At 37.4% G+C, this 20,994-nt stretch carries 22 protein-coding genes and 2 tRNA genes; 14 read left to right on the forward strand and 10 right to left on the reverse strand.

Going from position 1 to position 20,994, the window contains the following annotated elements:
• The first annotated feature begins 32 nt into the window (after positions 1-32).
• Both BLT95_RS12995 and BLT95_RS13000 read left to right on the forward strand, forming a co-directional pair.
• Positions 33-314, forward strand: a complete 282-nt coding sequence (locus BLT95_RS12995; protein ID WP_089666578.1) for a hypothetical protein — start codon at positions 33-35, stop codon at positions 312-314.
• A 91-nt stretch (positions 315-405) separates the two neighbouring features.
• The gene (locus tag BLT95_RS13000; RefSeq protein WP_089666579.1) at positions 406-729 is read left to right on the forward strand and encodes a hypothetical protein; all 324 of its coding nucleotides are present in this window, start codon (positions 406-408) and stop codon (positions 727-729) included.
• A 3-nt stretch (positions 730-732) separates the two neighbouring features.
• Here BLT95_RS13000 and BLT95_RS13005 read toward each other — a convergent pair whose 3' ends face one another.
• From BLT95_RS13005 to folE, 5 genes are read right to left on the reverse strand one after another with little or no spacing between them, the layout of a single operon-like run.
• The gene (locus BLT95_RS13005) at positions 733-1,233 is read right to left on the reverse strand and encodes a DUF192 domain-containing protein (protein WP_089666580.1); all 501 of its coding nucleotides are present in this window, start codon (positions 1,231-1,233) and stop codon (positions 733-735) included.
• Positions 1,230-2,054, reverse strand: coding sequence for a prolipoprotein diacylglyceryl transferase (gene lgt, locus BLT95_RS13010; protein WP_172822594.1), 825 nt, complete (start codon positions 2,052-2,054; stop codon positions 1,230-1,232). The genes BLT95_RS13005 and lgt overlap by 4 nt, the downstream gene beginning before the upstream one ends.
• A 45-nt stretch (positions 2,055-2,099) precedes the next feature.
• Positions 2,100-2,348 (reverse strand): membrane protein insertion efficiency factor YidD, encoded by a 249-nt coding sequence (gene yidD, locus BLT95_RS13015; RefSeq protein ID WP_089666582.1) that lies wholly within the window; start codon positions 2,346-2,348, stop codon positions 2,100-2,102.
• An 8-nt stretch (positions 2,349-2,356) separates the two neighbouring features.
• Positions 2,357-3,841, reverse strand: coding sequence for a cysteine--tRNA ligase (gene cysS, locus BLT95_RS13020; protein WP_089666583.1), 1,485 nt, complete (start codon positions 3,839-3,841; stop codon positions 2,357-2,359).
• 22 nt (positions 3,842-3,863) lie between these two features.
• Positions 3,864-4,541 carry a GTP cyclohydrolase I FolE gene (folE, locus tag BLT95_RS13025; RefSeq protein ID WP_089666584.1) on the reverse strand — a complete coding sequence of 226 codons (678 nt, stop codon included), beginning with the start codon at positions 4,539-4,541 and terminating at the stop codon, positions 3,864-3,866.
• Positions 4,542-4,688: 147 nt separating this feature from the next.
• On the opposite strand from folE, the gene BLT95_RS13030 reads away from it, so the two are divergent.
• Complete coding sequence (locus BLT95_RS13030; protein WP_157718062.1) at positions 4,689-6,527, forward strand: T9SS type B sorting domain-containing protein; 1,839 nt, start codon at positions 4,689-4,691, stop codon at positions 6,525-6,527.
• 105 nt (positions 6,528-6,632) lie between these two features.
• On the opposite strand, the gene BLT95_RS13035 is transcribed toward BLT95_RS13030, so the two are convergent.
• Both BLT95_RS13035 and BLT95_RS13040 read right to left on the reverse strand, forming a co-directional pair.
• Complete coding sequence (locus BLT95_RS13035) at positions 6,633-8,138, reverse strand: outer membrane protein transport protein (RefSeq protein WP_089666586.1); 1,506 nt, start codon at positions 8,136-8,138, stop codon at positions 6,633-6,635.
• A 69-nt stretch (positions 8,139-8,207) separates the two neighbouring features.
• On the reverse strand, positions 8,208-9,302 hold the full coding sequence (locus BLT95_RS13040; protein ID WP_089666587.1) for a hypothetical protein: 1,095 nt from the start codon (positions 9,300-9,302) through the stop codon (positions 8,208-8,210).
• A gap of 105 nt (positions 9,303-9,407) precedes the next feature.
• Between BLT95_RS13040 and proS the strand changes: the two genes are divergently transcribed.
• From proS to rpsT, 4 genes are all read left to right on the forward strand, one after another.
• Positions 9,408-10,886, forward strand: coding sequence for a proline--tRNA ligase (proS, locus tag BLT95_RS13045; protein WP_089666588.1), 1,479 nt, complete (start codon positions 9,408-9,410; stop codon positions 10,884-10,886).
• Between the two features lie 78 nt (positions 10,887-10,964).
• Positions 10,965-11,036: transfer RNA gene (locus BLT95_RS13050), tRNA-Glu, on the forward strand.
• 70 nt (positions 11,037-11,106) lie between these two features.
• A tRNA-Glu gene (locus BLT95_RS13055) sits at positions 11,107-11,178 on the forward strand.
• A 30-nt stretch (positions 11,179-11,208) separates the two neighbouring features.
• Positions 11,209-11,457 (forward strand): 30S ribosomal protein S20, encoded by a 249-nt coding sequence (gene rpsT / locus BLT95_RS13060; RefSeq protein WP_089666589.1) that lies wholly within the window; start codon positions 11,209-11,211, stop codon positions 11,455-11,457.
• A 124-nt stretch (positions 11,458-11,581) separates the two neighbouring features.
• Here rpsT and BLT95_RS13065 read toward each other — a convergent pair whose 3' ends face one another.
• Positions 11,582-12,496, reverse strand: a complete 915-nt coding sequence (locus BLT95_RS13065) for a glutaminase (RefSeq protein ID WP_089666590.1) — start codon at positions 12,494-12,496, stop codon at positions 11,582-11,584.
• 1 nt (position 12,497) lies between these two features.
• A complete protein-coding gene (pepE, locus tag BLT95_RS13070) occupies positions 12,498-13,205 on the reverse strand; it encodes a dipeptidase PepE (protein WP_089666591.1) in 708 nt (235 codons plus the stop codon).
• 84 nt (positions 13,206-13,289) lie between these two features.
• On the opposite strand from pepE, the gene BLT95_RS13075 reads away from it, so the two are divergent.
• The 6 genes from BLT95_RS13075 to BLT95_RS13100 all read left to right on the forward strand — a co-directional run bounded on the left by BLT95_RS13075 (position 13,290) and on the right by BLT95_RS13100 (position 18,958).
• Entirely contained in the window at positions 13,290-14,090 is an 801-nt protein-coding gene (locus BLT95_RS13075) for a hypothetical protein (RefSeq protein ID WP_157718063.1), read from the forward strand.
• 13 nt (positions 14,091-14,103) lie between these two features.
• Positions 14,104-14,967, forward strand: coding sequence for a carboxypeptidase-like regulatory domain-containing protein (locus BLT95_RS13080; RefSeq protein WP_089666593.1), 864 nt, complete (start codon positions 14,104-14,106; stop codon positions 14,965-14,967).
• Positions 14,968-15,157: 190 nt separating this feature from the next.
• On the forward strand, positions 15,158-15,658 hold the full coding sequence (locus BLT95_RS13085) for a DUF6702 family protein (RefSeq protein ID WP_089666594.1): 501 nt from the start codon (positions 15,158-15,160) through the stop codon (positions 15,656-15,658).
• A gap of 63 nt (positions 15,659-15,721) precedes the next feature.
• Entirely contained in the window at positions 15,722-18,025 is a 2,304-nt protein-coding gene (locus BLT95_RS13090; protein WP_089666595.1) for a M1 family metallopeptidase, read from the forward strand.
• An 81-nt stretch (positions 18,026-18,106) separates the two neighbouring features.
• Entirely contained in the window at positions 18,107-18,388 is a 282-nt protein-coding gene (locus tag BLT95_RS13095; protein ID WP_089666596.1) for a twin-arginine translocase TatA/TatE family subunit, read from the forward strand.
• Between the two features lie 12 nt (positions 18,389-18,400).
• Positions 18,401-18,958, forward strand: coding sequence for a phosphatase PAP2 family protein (locus BLT95_RS13100; protein WP_089666597.1), 558 nt, complete (start codon positions 18,401-18,403; stop codon positions 18,956-18,958).
• Here the strand turns inward: BLT95_RS13100 and BLT95_RS13105 are convergent.
• Positions 18,955-19,596, reverse strand: coding sequence for an O-methyltransferase (locus BLT95_RS13105; protein WP_089666598.1), 642 nt, complete (start codon positions 19,594-19,596; stop codon positions 18,955-18,957). The genes BLT95_RS13100 and BLT95_RS13105 overlap by 4 nt on opposite strands.
• Before the next feature lie 93 nt (positions 19,597-19,689).
• On the opposite strand from BLT95_RS13105, the gene kynU reads away from it, so the two are divergent.
• The gene (gene kynU / locus BLT95_RS13110; protein WP_089666599.1) at positions 19,690-20,967 is read left to right on the forward strand and encodes a kynureninase; all 1,278 of its coding nucleotides are present in this window, start codon (positions 19,690-19,692) and stop codon (positions 20,965-20,967) included.
• Positions 20,968-20,994 lie beyond the last annotated feature (27 nt).

Genomic DNA, 20,994 nt, shown 5'->3' on the forward strand with positions numbered 1-20,994 from the left:
ATGATCTTTCTATAGATATTTGGAGTTACATAATGAAAACTGAATTTAGAACTATTGAAATTGGAAAATTTATAGCATCTATTTTTGTGATGTTTTTTATGTGTTTGTTACTACAGAGAACCATAGGATTCGATGCAGATGCTATTTATTATACGCTGCCATTTATCGCGTTACTTTACCTTATTTTTAGAGGAAAAATATGCTTCGCAATGCATGATAGCGAATTGTCTATTTGTTGGGTGAGGCGTCCATTTCTCTGTTCTTTTGGGAATAAGATAATTGAATATTCCAGTATTATTTATTGGAAGTACTAAACAAGTAGCCGTGGGCCAGATGCCATCATTATTATTTTAAAACCTGGTGAGGTAGTCAATTTAAAATCTTCGATATTCAATACCAGGGACTTTGGAACGTGAAATCTTTAAAAATCTTAGTTTAAAAGTTTCAGAATACCATTCCAATACTTCTTCTGAAGTATTAAAAGACAAAATTTTAAAATCTGTTTATTTTAAGAAGATAGAAACGCGGATTGTTTCGAATAAAAAATTACTATGGGTCATTGGGTGTATTGAAATTGCAATCCTTGTGTTATCGGTCTTAAGTAAAAAGTTCAGGGAAGTGAACCAGGTTTGGATTATATTCTCTGTTCTTCTTTTTGTATTTGTAGTGGCAAGTCTAAGAACTCATTACCTGAAGAATGAAAAGCAGGATCTTTTAAATTGGGATTAAATGCTATTCAATTCTTTCAAAACTAAACGTATCATTTTTCTCAAGTCCCCATTGATCTGATAATCCACCGTTAATCTCCAGGATATATTGCGCAGGGCCTTCAGATGGCAAGGAGGTTTCATCTCTTGGAGTCGCATTTTTCTGAATACTAACAAGGCTACTATCGGCATCATAATAAATAATATCCAATGGGATATAGGTGTTTTTCATATAAAAGCTGCGCACCCTTTCAGAAGTATATAGAAAAAGCATTCCCTGGTCTTCTTTCATACTTTCACGGTACATTAGACCGGTTTGGTGTTCATAATCGCTTTCAGCAAGTTCAATATCGAGTTTTTGTATGGTATCTCCAGATGCCTTAATTAAATAGAGCACACCTTCTTTAGTGAAAGTAATGGGTTCTGTTTCTATGGTCTCTACTTTCTTATCATTATCACCGCAACCGCTGAATGATAAACCGATAAGTAAAGTAAAAACAGCCAGGCTTAAGATTCTTTTGCTCATGTCACCGTTTTTTGTTTTTGAGGTCTGTACATAAAATATAACCCCGCTATTACAAATGGAATACTTAACCATTGTCCGGTATTTAACAGCCAGTTGGCGCGTTCGCCAACCTGTGGTTCTTTAATGAATTCTATAAAGAACCTCACTGTCCATAATAATACAAGAAATAACCCGAAAATATAGCCTGTTTTAAAGCGTTTTTCTGTCTTCCAGTATAAGAACCATAAAATAAGGAAAATTGCCAGATAACAGGCTGATTCGTACAACTGAGCCGGATGTCTGGCGAAGTCTTCGCCCAGTTTTTCAAATACTATCCCGTAATCTGAATTTGTTGGTTTTCCTATAATTTCAGAATTGATGAAATTTCCTATTCTAACAAAGATAGCTCCACTGGCAACAGGAATCACGATCCTGTCCAGGATCCATAAGACTGGTTTCTGAATAATTCTTTTAGCATAAAGGTACATGGCAATGATAATCCCTATAGCGGCACCATGACTGGCTAAACCTCTAAATCCTGTAAATTCAAATTCAGGTTCAAAGCGAACTGGAAGAAAAATTTCCAGTAAATGATTCTGAAAATATTCCCAGTCATAAAAAATCACATGGCCTAATCTCGCACCAATTAGGGTGGCAAGAACAGTATATATAAAGAGAGAATCTAATTTTTCTATGTCAATACCTTCACGGGTATAAATGTTTTTCATAATATACCACCCAAGCGTAAAGGCGATAATGAACATTAAGCTATAATAGTGAAGGGTAATAATTCCCAGGTCCAGTCCTTCTGACGGATTCCAGTGAATGGCATTAAGAAGCATACTTATTTATTTGAATGTTCGTAAATATACATATTTGGGAGTTCTTTAGCTCGATTTGTTATCGGATTTTCCCGGAACAGGATCATAACCACAACCTCCCCAGGGATGGCATCTTGAGATCCTTTTTAATCCTAACCAAAATCCTTTGAAAGCCCCATGAATTTCAATGGCCTTAAGCATATAGCTTGAGCATGTAGGCTCGTATCTGCAACTTGCAGGGGTAAGCGGAGAAATAAATTTCTTGTAGAATTGAACCAAGGCGGTTATTAGGTAACCAAAGTAGCGGTTCAGCATCGTGGAGCTTATTTTACGGAAAAAGAAGTACCTTCCTTACCGTCTTTAAGTTGAATTCCTAACTCCTGCAACTGATCTCTTATTTGATCACTTAAAGCAAAGTTCTTATTCACTCTTGCTTCTGCTCTTAGTTTTATTAAAAGTTCAATGGTCCCGGCTAATTTTTCTTCACCATTCTCATTTCCCGGAGCTGCATCAACCAGTCCAAGAATGTCAAACATAAATGCGTTCATTGTAGTTTTGAACTCCTCTTTATCAGTTTCGGTAATAGAAATAGAGCCGTCTTTAATCCCGTTAATAAGCTTAACGGCATCAAATAATTTAGCGATAAGAATGGGGCTGTTAAAGTCATCATTCATCGCATCATAGCAGGATTGTTTCCAGTCTTTTAAATTAAAATCTGAATTTTCTGAAACCGGTAGCTCGTCAATCGCGTAATATGCCTCCATCAAACGGTTAAAGCCTTTCTCGCTACCTGTTAATGCATCACTTGAAAAATCAAGTATGCTACGGTAATGAGCCTGAAGAACAAAGAACCTCACCACATTTGGTGAGAATGCCTTTGTAAGCACATCGTTATTTCCAGAAAATATTTCCTCTGGAAGAATAAAATTACCTGTACTTTTTGCCATTTTCTTCCCGTTAAGGGTAAGCATGTTTGCATGCAGCCAGTAATTCACTGGAGATTTTCCGGTAGCAGCTTCTCCCTGTGCGATCTCACATTCGTGATGGGGAAATTTTAGATCCATTCCGCCACCATGAATATCAAATTCTTCACCTAAATATTTAGTGCTCATCACCGTACATTCCAGGTGCCATCCGGGGAATCCGTCGCTCCAGGGCGATGGCCACCTCATAATATGTTGTGGCTCTGCTTTTTTCCATAGTGCAAAATCCTGCGGATTTCTTTTATCACTTTGGGCTGAAAGTTCACGGGTATTGGCGATCATATCTTCAATCGCCCTTCCGCTTAGTCTTCCGTATGAATGTTCTTTATTGAATTTAATCACATCAAAATAAACCGATCCGTTTGCTTCGTAAGCAAAACCATTGTCAAGAATGGTTTTAATGATCTCTATTTGTTCAACGATATGCCCCGTAGCCGTTGGTTCGATGCTGGGAGGAAAGTTGTTGAACTTATTCAGAATATTATGAAAATCAACAGTATATTTTTGAACCACTTCCATAGGTTCAATTTGTTCCAGCCTGGCTTTTTTAGCAATTCTGTCTTCACCGCTATCGGCATCATTTTCAAGATGGCCGGCATCGGTAATGTTTCTCACATAACGTACTTTATAGCCAAGATGTTTAAGGTATCTAAAAACAAGATCAAACGAGATAAATGTTCTGCAGTTTCCTAAATGTACATTGCTGTAAACTGTAGGTCCGCATACGTACATGCCTACATTTCCTTCATTTATCGGGGTGAAAATTTCCTTTTCACCGCTCATTGAATTATAAAGTTTCAGGCTTTGTTCCTGGTAAAGCGCCATGTAATAAATGTATTTTGATTTATTAGAACGATGTGTCTAATTTAATATAATCAAGAAATTCTCTTCTAACTTCTTTCTTTTTAAATGACCCTCCAAATTCGCTGGTAACGGTGCTGCTTTCAATATCACGAATTCCTCTACTGTTTACGCAAAGGTGTTTAGCATCTACCACACAGGCGACATCAGGGGTGCCTAAAACATTTTGAAGTTCATGTACAATTTGCATCGTCATTCGCTCCTGTACCTGAGGTCTTTTTGCAAAATAATCTACAATTCTGTTCATTTTAGAAAGTCCCACTACAGTTCCGTTAGAAATGTACGCAACGTGGGCTTTTCCAACGATTGGAAGAAGATGATGCTCACAGGTAGAATAAACAGTAATGTTTTTCTCTACCAGCATTTCACCGTATTTATATTTATTTTCGAAAGTCGAGGCTTTCGGTTTTCTTTTAGGGTGCAGGCCTGAAAAAATTTCATTTATGAACATTTTGGCTACTCGCTGCGGGGTGCCTTTCAAGCTATCATCTTCAAGATCTAAACCTAAAGTATTAAGGATGCTTTTCACATCTTTTTTAATAAGGTCAATTTTTTCTTCATCACTTAAATGGAACGCATCTTCTCTTAATGGATTGTTTGCGCTGCTCCCTGCATGGGCATCGCCCATCTCTTCAATTTCATTCAAAATCTTATCTACTTTCATGCTTTTTGCAATAATAGTCGGTAAAAACCGTATTGGCTTGCAAAGATACATATTTATAAGGTTTTGGCCTTAGTCAAAATTAGATAAGCCTTAACTGGCTATTTAGACATTATTTCCTAATTTACACGAGTTAAGATGTTGTTTGGAATGAGAATAATTAAAATATTATTGATCTTTCTGCCAGGGCTATTTTTTGTTGATTCAATAAATGCTCAGGGAACAAGGTGTGCCGATATTGAGCCGTTTTGCGCCGGAAATGAGCGGTTAACATTTCCAAATGCAAACTTTAGAAACAGCTCACAAACCAATGGAGAGCTGGGGCCTGATTACGGATGTCTTGACGATCAGCCATATCCCGCATGGTTCTTTTTGCAAATTGAAAATCCAGGAGATTTAAGGTTTAGGATATCTCAATATCAAAATGAAAACGGTACTGGTGCAGCACTGGATGTAGATTTTGTAGTATGGGGGCCTTTTGATCGTGAAGCTGATTATTGCTCCGGTACTTCATTAAATGAGGATAAAATTGTTGACTGTAGTTACCTTCCAGATGCTGTAGAATTTATGTCAATTCCGAATGCACAAGCTAACGATATTTATGTAGTGGTAATAACAAACTTTGAGCAAGTGCCGGGGTTTATAAGCCTGGAGCAAACAAATGGGGGACAGGGTTCTACAGATTGTTCAATTCTTGATCTGGATCTGGGAGGAGTTATTTCTGTATGTGATGATGATGAATATTTGCTAGATGGAACAACCGATGAAGATGCAACTTATGAATGGTTTGTTTTTAATCAAACTACTTCTCAATATGAGGCTATTCCTAATGAAAATGGGCCAACATATAATGTTACCCAATCTGGTGACTATAGATTGATAGTGACAGATCCCATTGAAGATAAATCTGAACAAGACGATGTCACAGTAAATTTCTATGATTCCCCAACAATAGGAGAGCTTGACGAGCTTGCTGTTTGTACTGATGATACAGAAATTATCAATTTAAGACAGGCAGCTGAAGACCTAATATCCCCTAATGGAGATTTAGCTAATTATGAAGTGTTTTTTTACGAATCTATTGAAGATGTAGACGAAGCTACACCTATACCATCTCCGCAGACTTATTCTTTTGAATTAGGGAAGACAATTTTTGCACAAGTACGTGATATAGTTAGCGGTTGTTTTTCCCCAACCACATCTTTTGAACTCATAACTTTTGATTTTCCTGAGTATGAGCTTCCTGAAAATTTGATCTTTTGTGTAGATGAAGAGCATAATTTGATAAGTCAGGTATCTATAGGTGAAGACCTGGGGGCTGGATATTTGTACAAATGGTTTGATGGGGATGAATTGATTAGTACATCAGCAATTGTAACTTTTAATGAACTCCCGTTGTCAACAGAAGTAAAGTTAATTATTTCTCATCCCGAATCTGGTTGTGAACTTGAGTTTGAAACCAATCCGGTGCAAGTTTCCCGTCCTGAAATACTGTCGATTTCTATCTCAGGTTCAGATTTTGGGGAGGGTTATACGGTAACTGCCACACCAGAAAATATAATAGGTGAAATTTATGCCGAATTTGAATATAGGCTTGATAATGGCAGTTGGCAGGCGAGTAATATCTTTAATCAAGTGCCGCCGGGTAGTCATGTGGTGGTTGCCAGAGAAATTAATGGTTGTGGAGAAACCGCAAGTGAAAGTTTTTTCCTGGTGGGATACCCTCGTTTTTTTAGTCCTAATTCAGACGGATATAACGATACATGGAATTTAATCACAGATACATTTATAACGATCAAAAAATTATATGTTTTTGATAGATATGGTAAACTCATTCGAGAGTTAAATACTGCTCAGGGTAAGGGTTGGGATGGTACTTACAATGGAAAGCCGCTACCTGCAGACGACTATTGGTTTAGAGTTGAATTTGTAGACGAAAAAACAGGAGACCATCGGGAATACATGTCTAATTTCACCCTGATGAGATAAAAGACACTGTTCAAAAAATCAGTTTTTCGCCAGGCTGAAACAAAATTCAGAATGACTGTTTCTACTACTTTTAAAACAGTTTCGTGTGATTGCTAAATTTGTATTTTATAATCCAAATGTTAGGGATAGAACAACTTTAGAAAGGTCCCTGTTTGTATTTATAGGATCAGTTAAGCCTACGTTATAGATAGGTGTTGCCTCTTCATAACTGGCATTACTATATGCCAGGTCTAAATTGAGACTTCCAAAAGAATAACCAATTCCTCCACTGTAGCCGGTGAGATCACCAACACGAGTGTCATTAACAAATGGACTCTCTTCAAATCTATAACCTGCTCTTAAGCTAAAATTCGCTAGTCGGTATTCTCCGCCAACTCTGTAGGTAGATGCAGCCTTCATACTATTGGAGATAGTGTTATTAAGATCTTGAAAGTCTATATCATTCTCAGGTTTGAATTTTGTATTAGAGTAATCTTTTCTACCGTAGTCAAAGCTTATTAAAGCCTGTTTTCCAAATAAATAAGCTGCGCTAGCTGATATTTTTGAGGGAATCTGAAGACGATATTCAGGATATATATTTACAATTCTGGGAGCAACACTTACAAACTCATCCATGGGACTATTTGTTTCTAAATATTGAGATGTTTCCTCTCTTATGTTAAACCAGGTTGGGGAATCATAGGTTAATCCTACTCTAATATTTTCATTTAATTTTGCGATTCCTCCAAGTTGAAATGAAAATCCGTCTCCGTTGGTGCTTAAGTTATTCCCAAAATAGACCTCGGTGGTTAGGCTTTCCGGGTTATTATTGAATTCGCTGAATTCAGTTGAATTCTCATAATTAATAAAATGGGAGTTCAGGTTAAGTCCTAGGTATAGAAAGTCTTTGAACTGTGTTCCTGCATTAAATGTCAATTTTCCATTTAACCCCGTCGCAGCATAAGCATATCTCTGGTCAAAACTTCCTTCATCAATCAGGGAAAAGTATTCAGTGTTTTCAGGAGCATCACTTTCAGCCTCAATAACAAAGCCCTGATATCCTAAGAAAGCCTGTTGTACGCCAAATCCATAGTTTTCACCTAAAAAGGAATAAAGATCTGAGATATTTTCAGATCCCTGTAGTTGGAGAAGATCCAGAGGAACACCATTCGCATAATTTAGAAAATACTGATCTATAGAATTAGTTGAATTTCCTCTAACGACATAATTTTCTTCAAAATTATTTTGAGTGGAATAATTAAGCCCGAGTGAAATTTTTCTCCAATTGCTATCGCTGCTAGTAGTAAATACAAATACACCCCCAATATTATCCAGGTCTACGTCTGAATTATCACTGGCACTGCGACCATTATTGTAAGAAAAATTATTTTCAAGATTTCTGAAAGACAGGCTTGCCGTAGCGCTGCTCGATAAGAAAACGGCTGAAGAAGCAGGATTAAGCGATATTGCGGAAATATCTCCACCAAGTGCTCCAAAAGCACCACTCATTCCTGTAAATCTTGCAGTTCCCGAAAGCTCTGATGTTGAATAGCGATAGGCATCCTGTAGTGTTTGACCTTCAACACATGAAATTGTTGCTATAAGTGCAATAAGGGATAGTATTCTTTTCATTGATTATATTTTTATAAAAAAACCTTACAGGTTCAATCCTGTAAGGTTCAATTGTAGATTCATTAATTTTTATTGACCTCCGCCACGGCCACCTCTTGATGAGGATCTTCCACCAGAACTTCTTGTGGTGCCTGAGCTTCTGCTTAAACTACTTGAGCTTCTCACTGAACCGGATCTTGAAGAACTTGAACTTCTTCTTGAACTGGACGAGCGATATGTGCTGTTGCTACTTCTGGAAGATCTTTCATAAGTAGGGGAACTGCTTCTATTGCTACCAGTATCGTAACTTCTGGCAGGCGCGGTTCTTCGGCTTGTTCTTGTGTACACCCTGGCATCACTATCTCCGGCGCTACTTCGAACTCTGGAGGTTCCGTAATCTGAAGATCTGGAATTTCTTATATCTCTAATTCGTTGAGAATAGGAATTTCTTCGGCTAGGTCCTTCGCTATAAGTCGCTCTGGAATTTCTTCTACCATTATTATGTGCAACACGGGTATTATAAGGATTGTAGTAATCGTAATTGTTGTAATAGTGTGGGTAATATGGATTATAATATGGCCCAAAACCACCGTAACCGTAACGATGACCAAAACCAAACCCGAAATTTAGACCAAATCCTATATTCCATCTGGATCCACCATAGGCGTAAGGTCCGTATCCTCCCCAGAAGTTTCCTGGCCAGTAAGGATCATACCAGCCACCGTAATGATGAGGGAATCCAAAACCATAACCATATCTCCACGGGGAATAAAACCCTCCGTAAAAACCATTATTATATATGTTTACCGTATAGGTATCTGGATCTTGGCCCCAAGGAGCATTTCCACCAACATAGGCCACGTCACCACCAATTTCAGAGTAATTTTCATACCTGTCATTAGAGCTATAGCTGTCTACATCAGTAAAAACAGCGCTTTCAAGAACTTCTCCAACCATTTCAGATTGTTCAGAAAAAAGATTCTTATAATAAGAGTTATTACTGTTAGGTCTAACTTCCGTTGCCTCTTGTTCTGGCTGTTCAAGGATTCCTGGTCTGGATTCTCCATAAATTCCATCGGCTTCGTACCCTGAATATTGATAGGAACCACAGGAAACCAATGCGAAAACAGCCATCGGCGCGAGCAGAAGACTTAATTTATTTCTTAGAGTGTAGTAAAGTTCCATTGGTAATTCTTTTTATTGTTGGGCATGCTAAAAATAGTTAGTTTTGCCCGAACGGTTAGTATTATACACCAAAAAAGATACAAGTTTTATGCCAAATAACAAGAGATGGGAAAGAATCTAACGAAGAGAAGCGAAGACTATTCAAAATGGTATAACGAATTGGTTGTGAAAGCCGATTTGGCCGAAAATTCAGCTGTACGCGGATGTATGGTCATCAAACCATATGGTTATGCGATTTGGGAGAAAATGCAGGCTGAATTAGATCGTATGTTTAAAGAGACAGGGCATCAAAATGCCTATTTTCCTCTATTTGTTCCCAAGCATTTGTTTGAAGCCGAAGAAAAGAATGCCGAAGGTTTTGCGAAAGAATGTGCTGTGGTAACTCATTATAGGTTGAAGAATGATCCTGACAAGCCCGGGAAATTAATGGTAGACCCAGATGCGAAGCTAGAGGAGGAGTTAGTAGTAAGACCAACTTCTGAAGCTATTATCTGGAATACTTATAAAAACTGGATTCAATCTTATAGAGATCTTCCAATAAAAGTCAATCAATGGGCCAATGTGGTTCGTTGGGAAATGAGAACAAGATTGTTTTTAAGAACTGCTGAATTTTTATGGCAGGAGGGACACACAGCTCATGCTACCAAAGCAGAGGCTCTTCAGGAAACTGAATTGATGAATAATATTTATGCGGAATTTGCTGAAAATTTTATGGCAATGCCTGTGGTAAAAGGAAGTAAGACTGAAAGTGAACGCTTTGCAGGAGCTTTGGAAACCTATTGTATTGAAGCTTTAATGCAGGATGGAAAAGCGCTACAAGCTGGGACTTCACATTTCCTGGGACAGAATTTCGCAGAGGCTTTTGATGTTAAATTCGCTACTAAAGAAGGCGGACTGGAACATGTATGGGCAACATCCTGGGGGGTTTCAACCAGGCTTATGGGTGCGTTGATCATGACGCACAGTGATGACAACGGGCTTGTATTACCTCCAAACCTTGCGCCAATACAGGTGGTTATTGTACCAATTTACAGGAATGATGAGCAATTATCCGAAATATCGGATGTTGCAAATCAGTTAGTGAAAGAGCTTAGAGCTGTTGGGATTTCTGTGAAGTTTGATGATAATGATAATCAAAAACCAGGATGGAAATTCGCTCAGTACGAATTACAGGGAGTTCCTTTGAGAATAGCTATCGGGCCAAAAGATCTTGAAAAGGGAACGGTTGAGCTTGCAAGAAGAGATACTTTAACTAAAGAATTTGTAAATAGGAGTGAAGTGGTTGAGAAAATCAGGCTTCTTATGGATGAAATTCAAAACACTTTATTTAATAAAGCAAGGAGCTATAGAGATGAACATATTACTGAAGTAGACTCTTTTGATGATTTTAAGCAAGTATTAAAAGAAAAAGGAGGATTCATTTCTGCTCACTGGGACGGTACTCCTGAGACCGAAAATAAGATCAAGGATCTTACGAAAGCAACAATTAGGTGTGTGCCTTTTGAAAGAAAAGAGGAGTCTGGAAAGTGTGTATTAACTGGTAATACGTCTGTAGGGAGAGTCTTGTTTGCGAAGGCCTATTAAAAATTTTAAAAATTTTTGTCGAACATTTGCGGCATTGAAAAATAGTTGTATTTTTGCATCCGCATTTGAAACAAAAATGGTCCGTTCGTCTAGGGGTTAGGACGCCAGGTTTTCATCCTGGTAACAGGGGTTCGATTCCCCTACGGACTACGAAGTGAAACACTGGAATATTGTGTTGAATTAAAGCAACCAAATAGCGTTGCATTTTGAAATAGATTATGGTCCGTTCGTCTAGGGGTTAGGACGCCAGGTTTTCATCCTGGTAACAGGGGTTCGATTCCCCTACGGACTACTTTTAAAAAACATTTAAATAATAATTGAAATGGCAAATCATAAGTCAGCGTTGAAGAGGATTCGTAGCAATGAGACTAAACGTCTAAGAAATCGCTACCAGCATAAAACTACAAGAAACGCGATCAAAAAATTGCGTGATGCCGATAAGAAAGAAGCTGAAGGAATGTTGCCTTCTGTAATTTCTATGGTAGACAAATTGGCTAAGAAAAATATCATTCATGATAATAAAGCTGCTAACTTAAAGTCAAATTTGACTAAGCACGTCGCAGCACTTTAATTTTAGCAGTGTTCAATTTATAAAAGGATGCTTTCCGATCTTCGGAAGGCATTTTTTTGTTACTAATATTTAGTGAAATCCCCGGTATGAAAATACTTCGGGCTTTTTATTTTAGATATGCCGGTTAAAAGACTGAAACTCCCGTTAAGGTAGTGAATCGCTCCAGTGCCTTCATACCTAATTCTGAATTTCCATTCTCATTAAGAATAGGGCTCCAAACGGCTACAGAATAGTTGTCTGGATGTATCGCCACTATACCTCCACCTACGCCACTTTTTCCAGGTAATCCTACCTGGAAACTGAATTCTCCCGCTTCATCGTAGAACCCACAAGTTTGCATTAAAGCATTGATCCTTTTTACAGTTTTGGGCTTTAGAATCTTTTCTCCAGTTTCTAGAATCCTGCCCTTATTAGCAAAGATCATAAAAGCGCGGGAAAGTTGACTGCAGGACATTGCCAGTGAACATTGATAGAAATAGAAGTCTACGATAGGTTCTACATCGCATTTTATATTTCCCAGAGCTTTAATATAATTTACGAGGGCAATATTTCTATAACCCGTGGCCTTTTCTGAAGCGGCTACTGTTTCATCATAATGTATATTCTCGTCACCCGTAATTTTTCGTACAAATTCTAATAATTCCTTCTTTGGATCATCTAACTGATCTACCAGAATATCTGAAATCACCAGAGCACCCGCATTTATGAAAGGATTTCTGGGGATGCCACTTTCATACTCTAACTGAGTTAAACTATTAAAAGGATCACCGGAAGGCTCCACATCCAGGCGATCCCACAGATCTTCTCCCATCAATCGCATGGCCATTGCCAGCGTAAAAACTTTTGAAATACTTTGTATAGAAAAATCTTCTTCGCTGTCTCCAAATGAAAAATGTTGCTGATCCCCACAATAAACATGCATTCCAAATTTTTTCCGGTCAACTTTTGCCAACTCCGGGATATAGGAAGCAACTTTTCCGGTAACATCCCGGTAGCTTATTTCATCGTGAATAGTATCAAGAATATGCTGGTAATCCATCTTAATTCAAATCGGTTAAATCTGTTCCTGTCTCTACTTCGAAAGGTACTTGATCCTTTTTGAATAGCCGTGCTTTAAGAGTTCCTTTTAACGTAACTTTATTATCGCCAATCTCCAGCCAGCTACCTTCTCTAAGGCCAATCACAGGTTGTGAATTTAAACTATGAAATTCTTTAATTCTTGTTTCTCTCGTCTCTCCTTTATGCTCTGAATTTGGATTTGGGTCAAGGTAATGAGGATTAATATTGAAAGGTACCAGGCCAAGTGTTTGAAACGATGGTGGATAAACAATAGGCATGTCGTTGGTTGTCTGCATGCTCAAACCCCCGATATTTGTTCCTGCGCTGGTGCCCATATATGGCGTTCCGGCCTTTACTACCTCCTTAATCACATTCATCACTTTATTTCTGTATAATTCTGAAACAAGTAAAAAAGTATTTCCTCCTCCGGTAAAAATTCCTTCTGCTTCCCGCACCGCTTTTTCAGGATCATCAAATTCGTTGATTCCTTTTATATTGATGCCCGCTTTAGAAAATGCTGCGGCGGCTTTCGCGGTATATTCAGCATGAGAGATTCCGCCAGGTCTCGCATAAGGAATAAATAAAACTTCAGAAACATTTTTATATAGTCTAGGCAGGTGTGGTATTAAATACTCAAGATAATCCTGGTTGTGTAATGTAGAGGTACTTGCAAGTATCGCGTGGATCATGTTTTTTACTGTAAATTTAGAGAAATGGAAGCATTAACAAAAGTTTACCTCTGTTTAAAGGCGAAATCTTAAATTTCTTCGTTAATGATCTATACGAATACTAACCAATTCGTCTTGATCATAAAAATTCTAAACCGGCTATGGCTATTTTTTATCATGCTACTAATGGTAGTTTTTGATGCATCCTCTCAGGAAGTCCGGCTTCTTGAAGGTGAAATTCTTTCCGATTCTATTTCGCCCTCAAATATCCATATCGTAAATCTTGATCTTGAAAATGGTACTACGAGCGATAGCTCTGGAAAATTTCAGATCTATGCAGCTAAAGGGGATCGTATTTTATTTTCATCGGTTCAGTTTGAAAACAGGGAAATTCTTATTACCCAGAAAATGTACAATTCAGGATACATAGTATTTACTCTAATTCCGGCCCGCAATGAATTGGATGAGATTCAATTAGATGATATCAGCTTATCCGGAAGACTTTCAGAAGATATTACCAGAATGCCTAAATCTAATTATGAAAAACTTGGATGGTCTTTTCCCAAGCCTAGAAGAACGAGTCTTGAATTAACTTCACATTCTGCTTACAATGGAGGGAACATTACAACACTAATAAATAGTATAAACGGAACATTCAAAAGTTTGGAGAAATCTGAAAAAAACAACCAAACTTCCATTTTGGTAAATAAAGGCCTGAATCTTGTAGGGAAAAGTTTCTTCATAAATCACTTAGAGATCGATGAGGATGAAATTATAAATTTTCTATTCTTTTGCTCGGAAGATGCAAGGTATAAAGAGTTGCTTTTCAGGGAAAGTGGTTTGAAACTGTCGCAATTTTTTGAAAAGAAAGTAGATTCTTTTAAAGAGTTGCGAGAACTGGATTAAAATCGCTTCTTTTGTGAAATCAAGATTAATCAAGAATATCTATAAAATTCAAAATTTGAAATTACACGATTTAAATACTTTCAAGACCATTAGTCTTATAAGTTTTATTTTCCTGTTTAGTCTACAAACGTATGCTCAGGAACCTTCAATTCTCCAGGGAAATTTAGAAGCAAATAATACCGATCTTGAAAAGATACATGTCATTAATCTGAATCTTGAAAAAGGAGCTGTTACAAATGCTAATGGCGATTTTCAGATTCTTGCCAATGAGAATGACAGTCTTTATATTTCTTCGGTTCAATTTGAAAATAAAACGGTGGTGGTGACAAAAGAGATGATCGCCTCAAAAAGTCTTAAGATCGTACTTCAGGATAAAATGAATGAGCTGGCAGAGGTGGTGATAGATGATATAAAACTTTCGGGATATTTGGCAAGCGACCTTACTAAAATATCGGTAAAGAATGTAGAAAGGAAGAATAAGCTTCAAAATGATTTAAATAGTTTTATTGCAAAGGATAAAAAACTAAATCCGTACGGCACACCGAATCCAGCCGGGGGTATTAGAATAGATAAGATAGCGGGAGCGGTAATTGATAAACTTTCTAAGAATGCAGATGGCCCAAGATATTATTCTCCCAAAGAACTTGCGAATAGAAGTATTGAAATTGTTGGTCATGAATTTTTCAGGGAAGATCTTAATTTGAATGAAAACGAGATCTGTAATTTCGCGTACTTCTGCACTGAAGACAGTCGTTTTAAGCGGCTTGTAATTAATAATAATGCCTTTGTACTTATTGAATATTTTCAGACTAAAATTGATGATTTTAAGGACAGACGAGGCTCTTCTTTAAATGCTTCCACGCAAATTCCGGGATAATATAAAAGTTATTAAACTATTTTAGCTTTCTAAAGTCATACAAGTGCAACTATTGAATTCTATTTTGGTTTGGTATTTGCTTTAAACTACTAGTGACAATGTAAAATCGCCAGAATCAAGTTTGGTATTCATAAAATTGAATATTTGCAATTTGCATTTCCCCGCTATGATAAACGAATTAAAAAATTAGATGAAAAGGACTTTTGCTCTTTTATTTGCACTTATATTTTTATCTTCTTTTACAACAAAAGATCATGAGACTTATTTAAGTGTCACAGAAATTGAATATAATAAGCCCAAAAAGAGTCTTCAGGTAATTTCCCGGGTTTTTATCGATGATTTTGAAGATGTTCTAAATAAAAGATACCAGAGGGATATAAGTCTTTCTTATAAGGCAGATCTGGAAACGCATAAAGGTCTTATGGAGAAATACCTTGATAAGAAATTAAAAATAACGGTAGACGGAAAGATTCTGGATCTAAAACTGTTAGGTAGTAAGTTTGATGCAGATCAAATTGTACTTTTTATTGAAGCTACCGGTGTTGATGATTTTAAAAAAGTGAGTGTGGAAAATCTTATTCTTACCGATCTTTTTGATAGCCAAAAGAATATAACACACGTAAAAAAAGGAGAGAAGATTGAAAGTATGCTACTTACCAAAGCGAAAGGCAACAGTAGCGTTATTTTTTAAAAAGCTTTCTTCCATAGAATTAAAAATACTTATTTTTAGCAACCTTAAATTAAAACAAAGTAAATGAAGAGATTAAACATGTTATGCTCTGTGTTTTTAATGTTTGTTTTCGCTGGTGTATCTGCACAGGATACTGAACAAGAGGAAACAAGACAAGAGGGGCACACAAACCAGAACAAATTCAGGCAAATGTATCAGGAGATGGCCACTCCAAACCAATACAGGACTGCCTCCGGAGCTCCGGGACCAGCTTATTACCAGAATGAGGCCGATTATAAAATGGATATCGTTCTTGATGATAAAAATTCAGTGCTTACGGGAGAAGAAACGATTACTTACCATAATAATTCTCCTGAGAACCTTGAATATCTTTGGGTTCAGTTAGATCAAAATATTCGTAAAAAAGATGCTCCAGCCCTTCAAAAAGATGGTGATGGTATGTCTCCTGTTAATACACCTGCAAGATTTGCGAGTAATTATATGCAAGAAGCTTTTGACGGTGGTTTCAATATCAAAGAAGTTTCAAAAGACGGTGCTGCTTTAAAATACACCATTCATCAAACAATGATGCGTATAGATATGGCGCAACCATTAAAGTCTGGCGAAAGTTATACCTTCAAAATCAACTGGTCCTACAATGTTAATAATCATGTAACTAATCGTGCGCGTTCTGGGTATGAATTTTTTGATAAAGACGGGAATAAAGCATACGTTATCGCACAGTTCTTTCCTAGAATGGCGGTTTACAATGATGTAGAAGGTTGGCAAAACTATCAGTTCTGGGGTAATGGTGAATTTGCACTTCCATTCGGAGATTACGAAGTGAATATCACAGTTCCTGCAGATCATGTGATGGAGGCCACAGGGGAACTTCAGAATAGAAAGGACGTGTATTCTAAAGATATGATGAAGCGTTATGAGCAGGCTAAAAAATCTTATGACAAGCCTGTGATGATCGTTACCCAGGAAGAAGCAGAAGCTGCAGAAAAAGGTTTTTCGAACAAAACAAAAACCTGGACCTACAAGGCAGACATGGTTCGTGATTTTGCATTTTCAACTTCCAGAAAATTCATTCTTGATATGATGGCAGTAGATGTGATGGGGAAAGATGTGATGGCTGTTTCTCTATATCCTAAGGAAGGAAATCCACTTTGGGAAGAATGGTCTACTAAGGTAGTAGCAAGCACACTAAAAAGTTATTCTGAACACACGTTCCAGTATCCATATCACAAAGCAGTTTCAGTTCATGCGAAGAATCAGGGGATGGAATATCCCATGATCTGCTGGAATTATGGCCGTCCAGATGAAGAAGGAAATTACAGTGATCGTACTAAATTTGGAATGATGAGTGTGATCATACATGAGGTTGGACATAATTTCTTCCCAATGATCGTAAATTCAGACGAGCGCCAGTGGGGATGGATGGATGAAGGTATAAACACTTTTGTTCAATACGTGGCAGAACAGGAATTTGCAGAAGCGTACCCTGAGGCAATTGCTCCAAATAGCAAATATCCTTCAAGAAGAGGAGAGCCAAGTAAGATTGTTCCTTACATGAAAGGAAACCAGGATTATATTTCTCCAATTATGTCTAACCCGGAACAGGTACACCAATTAGGAAACAACGCCTATGGGAAACCTGCAACGGCGCTGAATATTCTTCGTGAAACTGTAATGGGGCGTGAACTTTTCGATTATGCGTTCGCTACGTATTCTCACAGATGGATGTTCAAACACCCAACTCCTGAAGACTTTTTCCGTACTATGGAGGATGCTTCAAGTATAGATCTTGACTGGTTCTGGAGAGGATGGTTCTACACTACAGATAATGTAGATATAGGAATTAAAGAAGTGAATAAGTATTATGTCACCGATACTCCAACAAAAGCCGGAAAAGAAATGTTGAAGAGATATGGTACAACTCCTGAAGAAACAAAAGCACTTTATGTAGTTACCGAAGATGATGAAGAATTTAGTGAAGACATGAAAAATAAATCTTTAACTGAAAATTCAGAAACGCTTCAGGCTTATTTGATGGATAACTTTAGTGAAGAAGAAAGAAAAAATCTTAAAGCGCCAAAGTATTTCTATCAGGTTGTTTTTGAAAAACCAGGTGGACTTGTGATGCCATTGATTATTGAAGTGGCTTATGCTGATGGTACTTCAGAAAAGATCACCTATCCGGTACAGATCTGGAGAAAGAATGATAAAGTGATAAGTAAAGTGATCCCTTCTAATAAAGAAATAAAAAGTATTACAGTAGATCCAGACCTTGAAACGGCAGATGTTGACGTTAATAACAATAGCTGGCCTAAAAATGAGAATAAGGATGAATTTGAAGAATTCAAAGATTCTACTCAGGACTAAATTTTGAGGTAATAATATTTAAGCCGACTTTAACGAGTCGGCTTTTTTTATGCTTAGATTTGTATTTATATTTGTCACACTATGCATACGTTACCTTTATTTATTAGTGGAGCTGAAATTGCTTTTATCATGTTTATCCTGGTAATGGTATTTGGAGCTGATAAGATTCCGGATATCGCCAGAGGCTTAGGAAAGGGCATGAAATCTATTAGAAATGCCTCAAATGATATTAAAAGTGAAATTCAAAAAAGTGCCGATAAACAGGGCATTAATACAGATTTCACTAAAGATGTTAGAGGAGAGATAGATAAGGTGAAGGAAGATATAGATGAAATTACCGGTTCAGTAAGACGTAAGCCCTAAATTTTAGTTTAGATGTGGGAGCAAATTCAGCAATGGGATAGAGAGCTCTTTGTATATCTTAATAGCCTAGGTATTGAAAGGTATGATACCTTTTGGATCTTTGTTACCGATCCTCGACATTGGATTCCTCTTTATTTATTATTCTTTCTATTTTTCTTTTTAGCCTTTCACTGGAAAAAAGCTGTGTTTTCATCCATGTTTTTGCTTGCAACCGTATTTACTACCTGGGGATTTACCAATCTGGTTAAGGGAATTGCTGTTAGGCTGCGACCTAATAATACTCCTGAATTGATCGATGTTATTCGAATACTCCAGGAACCCACCAATTATAGTTTTTTCTCGGGGCATTCCTCCACTTCTTTTGCAGCCACCACTTTTATAGTTCTCGTACTCACCCAAAAGACGAGATGGATATCCCTGGCTTATATCTGGCCAATAATATTTGTGATGAGCCGTATTTATGTGGGAGTACATTATCCCGGTGATATTATCGTAGGAATGATCGTGGGAATTATAATGGCAATTATCTTTTATAGACTTTATGAAAGATCAGGAAGAAGACTTTATTAAAGTACACGTGTTAGGGTAAGTCCGTCTCTAATTGGTAGTATAACGCTTTCTACTCTCTTATCTTCTGCTAGTAATTTATTGTATTCCAGTAGCGCCCGGGTAGACTCGTCATCATTTCTTACTTCTTCTACTACCTTTCCAGACCAAAGAACATTGTCAGATAAAATAATGCCTCCGGGATTCATTTTATCAATGATCAGTTCGAAATATTTTGAATAGTTTGGCTTGTCTGCATCAATAAAAACCAGATCAAATTTCGAATCGATATTGGGTATAATCTCAGTTGCATTTCCTAAATACTGTTTGATCTGCGATGCATATTCAGATTGGGTAAAATATTTTTTCTGAAAGTCATAAAGTTCTTCGTTCACGTCTATCGTATGTAGTAGTCCGTTCTTAGCTAATCCTTCAGCAAGACATAGCGCAGAGTAACCGGTATAAGTGCCAATTTCAAGAATAGCATCTGGTGTTTTCATTTTAGCGAGAAGACTTAGCACTCTACCTTGGTAATGGCCGCTAAGCATCCTTGGTTGCATTACTTTTTGATTGGTCTCTCTATTCAATTGAGCAAGCAACTTTGGCTCAGCTTGTGAATGAGCTACTATATAATCATCTATGGCTTCGGGTAAAAAATGCATGCTGTAATTTTTTGACAAAATTAAAGATTTTATGCGGTGTTTCCGTCCTGTGTCTTTTAAAACGAAATTGTATTTTTACGAAAAATTTCAACTATGCAATTCGAGAATTCCAGGGAATTTGCCAGGAAACTAGATAAGGAAGATAAAATTTCAAAATATAGGGATGAGTTTATTTTTCCGAAAGTGAATGGCAAAGACGTAATTTATTTTGTTGGAAATTCACTGGGGCTTCAGCCTAGATCGGCAAAGAAATATGTAGATGAGATCATGAAAGACTGGGCAGAACTTGCTGTTGAGGGTCATTTTTATGCTGATAAATCCTGGTGGGATTATCATGAACGTTTTTCTGAAAAGCTGGCAAAAGTGGTAGGGGCAAATGCTTCTGAAGTCACCGTAATGAATACACTTACTGTAAATCTTCATCTACTGATGGTTTCATTCTATAGGCCAGAAGGCAAACGGTATAAAATTATTTGTGAAGAAAAGGCTTTTCCAAGCGATCAATATATGATCTCGAGTCAGGTGCGTTTCCATGGCTACGATCCTTCAGATGCGATTGTGGAAATTAAAAAACGGAACGGAGAAAATAATTTTAGAACAGAAGATGTTCTAGCAAAAATAGAAGAAGTAGGAGAGGAGTGTGCTCTTGTTCTAATTGGAGGTGTAAACTACTATACCGGACAGGTATTTGATATGGAAGCCATAACAGAGGCCGGCCATGATATTGGCGCCTTCGTTGGTTGGGATCTGGCCCATGCTGCCGGAAATATCGAGCTTAAATTGAGCGAGTGGAACGTAGATTTTGCTGCATGGTGCAGCTATAAATACATGAATTCCGGTCCTGGAAATGCTTCGGGATGTTTTATTAATAAGAAATATCATAATAAGAAGGATATTCCAAGATTTGAAGGCTGGTGGGGTCATAATAAGGAGCGTCGATTTTTAATGGAACCAGAATTTCAACCTGAGGTTACCGCAGATGCCTGGCAGATAAGCAATGCCCCTATTCTTGCTATGGCGCCCTATTTAGCATCATTAGAGATGTTTGATGAAGTGGGAATGCCGGCTTTGATCGAAAAGAGAAATAAAATTGTGGCCTATCTGGAATTTGTGCTTCACGAAATTGACAAAGATGTAGAGAGTACTTTTGAAATTATTACTCCTGTAGATCAGGATAAGAGGGGGACACAGTTATCAGTGTTCTTACATGGTGAAGGCAAAGAGCTTTTCAATTATTTAATGAAGCAAGGTGTAATTACCGACTGGCGGGAACCCAATGTTATTAGACTTGCTCCCGCACCTTTTTATTGTTCTTTTGAAGATATGTATGAGTTTGGACAGATCTTAAAAAAAGGGATTTTGAATAAGTAGTATAAAAAAAAGGAGGCTCCAGCCTCC

It is taken from the genome of Gramella sp. MAR_2010_147 (genome assembly GCF_900105135.1).
Classification (GTDB): domain Bacteria; phylum Bacteroidota; class Bacteroidia; order Flavobacteriales; family Flavobacteriaceae; genus Christiangramia.

Bases quoted from the DNA above. Each gene is read 5' to 3' on its own strand.
- BLT95_RS13065 (WP_089666590.1), bottom strand. From the start codon at position 12,496: ATGGATTACCAGCATATTCTTGATACTATTCACGATGAAATAAGCTAC.
- BLT95_RS13035 (WP_089666586.1), bottom strand. From the start codon at position 8,138: ATGAAAAGAATACTATCCCTTATTGCACTTATAGCAACAATTTCATGT.
- BLT95_RS13075 (WP_157718063.1), top strand. From the start codon at position 13,290: ATGATCTATACGAATACTAACCAATTCGTCTTGATCATAAAAATTCTA.
- folE (WP_089666584.1), bottom strand. From the start codon at position 4,541: ATGAAAGTAGATAAGATTTTGAATGAAATTGAAGAGATGGGCGATGCC.
- proS (WP_089666588.1), top strand. From the start codon at position 9,408: ATGGGAAAGAATCTAACGAAGAGAAGCGAAGACTATTCAAAATGGTAT.
- cysS (WP_089666583.1), bottom strand. From the start codon at position 3,841: ATGGCGCTTTACCAGGAACAAAGCCTGAAACTTTATAATTCAATGAGC.
- BLT95_RS13005 (WP_089666580.1), bottom strand. From the start codon at position 1,233: ATGAGCAAAAGAATCTTAAGCCTGGCTGTTTTTACTTTACTTATCGGT.
- BLT95_RS13085 (WP_089666594.1), top strand. From the start codon at position 15,158: ATGAAAAGGACTTTTGCTCTTTTATTTGCACTTATATTTTTATCTTCT.
- BLT95_RS13095 (WP_089666596.1), top strand. From the start codon at position 18,107: ATGCATACGTTACCTTTATTTATTAGTGGAGCTGAAATTGCTTTTATC.
- yidD (WP_089666582.1), bottom strand. From the start codon at position 2,348: ATGCTGAACCGCTACTTTGGTTACCTAATAACCGCCTTGGTTCAATTC.
- kynU (WP_089666599.1), top strand. From the start codon at position 19,690: ATGCAATTCGAGAATTCCAGGGAATTTGCCAGGAAACTAGATAAGGAA.
- BLT95_RS13105 (WP_089666598.1), bottom strand. From the start codon at position 19,596: ATGCATTTTTTACCCGAAGCCATAGATGATTATATAGTAGCTCATTCA.
- BLT95_RS13030 (WP_157718062.1), top strand. From the start codon at position 4,689: ATGAGAATAATTAAAATATTATTGATCTTTCTGCCAGGGCTATTTTTT.
- pepE (WP_089666591.1), bottom strand. From the start codon at position 13,205: ATGATCCACGCGATACTTGCAAGTACCTCTACATTACACAACCAGGAT.
- lgt (WP_172822594.1), bottom strand. From the start codon at position 2,054: ATGCTTCTTAATGCCATTCACTGGAATCCGTCAGAAGGACTGGACCTG.
- BLT95_RS12995 (WP_089666578.1), top strand. From the start codon at position 33: ATGAAAACTGAATTTAGAACTATTGAAATTGGAAAATTTATAGCATCT.
- rpsT (WP_089666589.1), top strand. From the start codon at position 11,209: ATGGCAAATCATAAGTCAGCGTTGAAGAGGATTCGTAGCAATGAGACT.
- BLT95_RS13100 (WP_089666597.1), top strand. From the start codon at position 18,401: ATGTGGGAGCAAATTCAGCAATGGGATAGAGAGCTCTTTGTATATCTT.
- BLT95_RS13090 (WP_089666595.1), top strand. From the start codon at position 15,722: ATGAAGAGATTAAACATGTTATGCTCTGTGTTTTTAATGTTTGTTTTC.
- BLT95_RS13040 (WP_089666587.1), bottom strand. From the start codon at position 9,302: ATGGAACTTTACTACACTCTAAGAAATAAATTAAGTCTTCTGCTCGCG.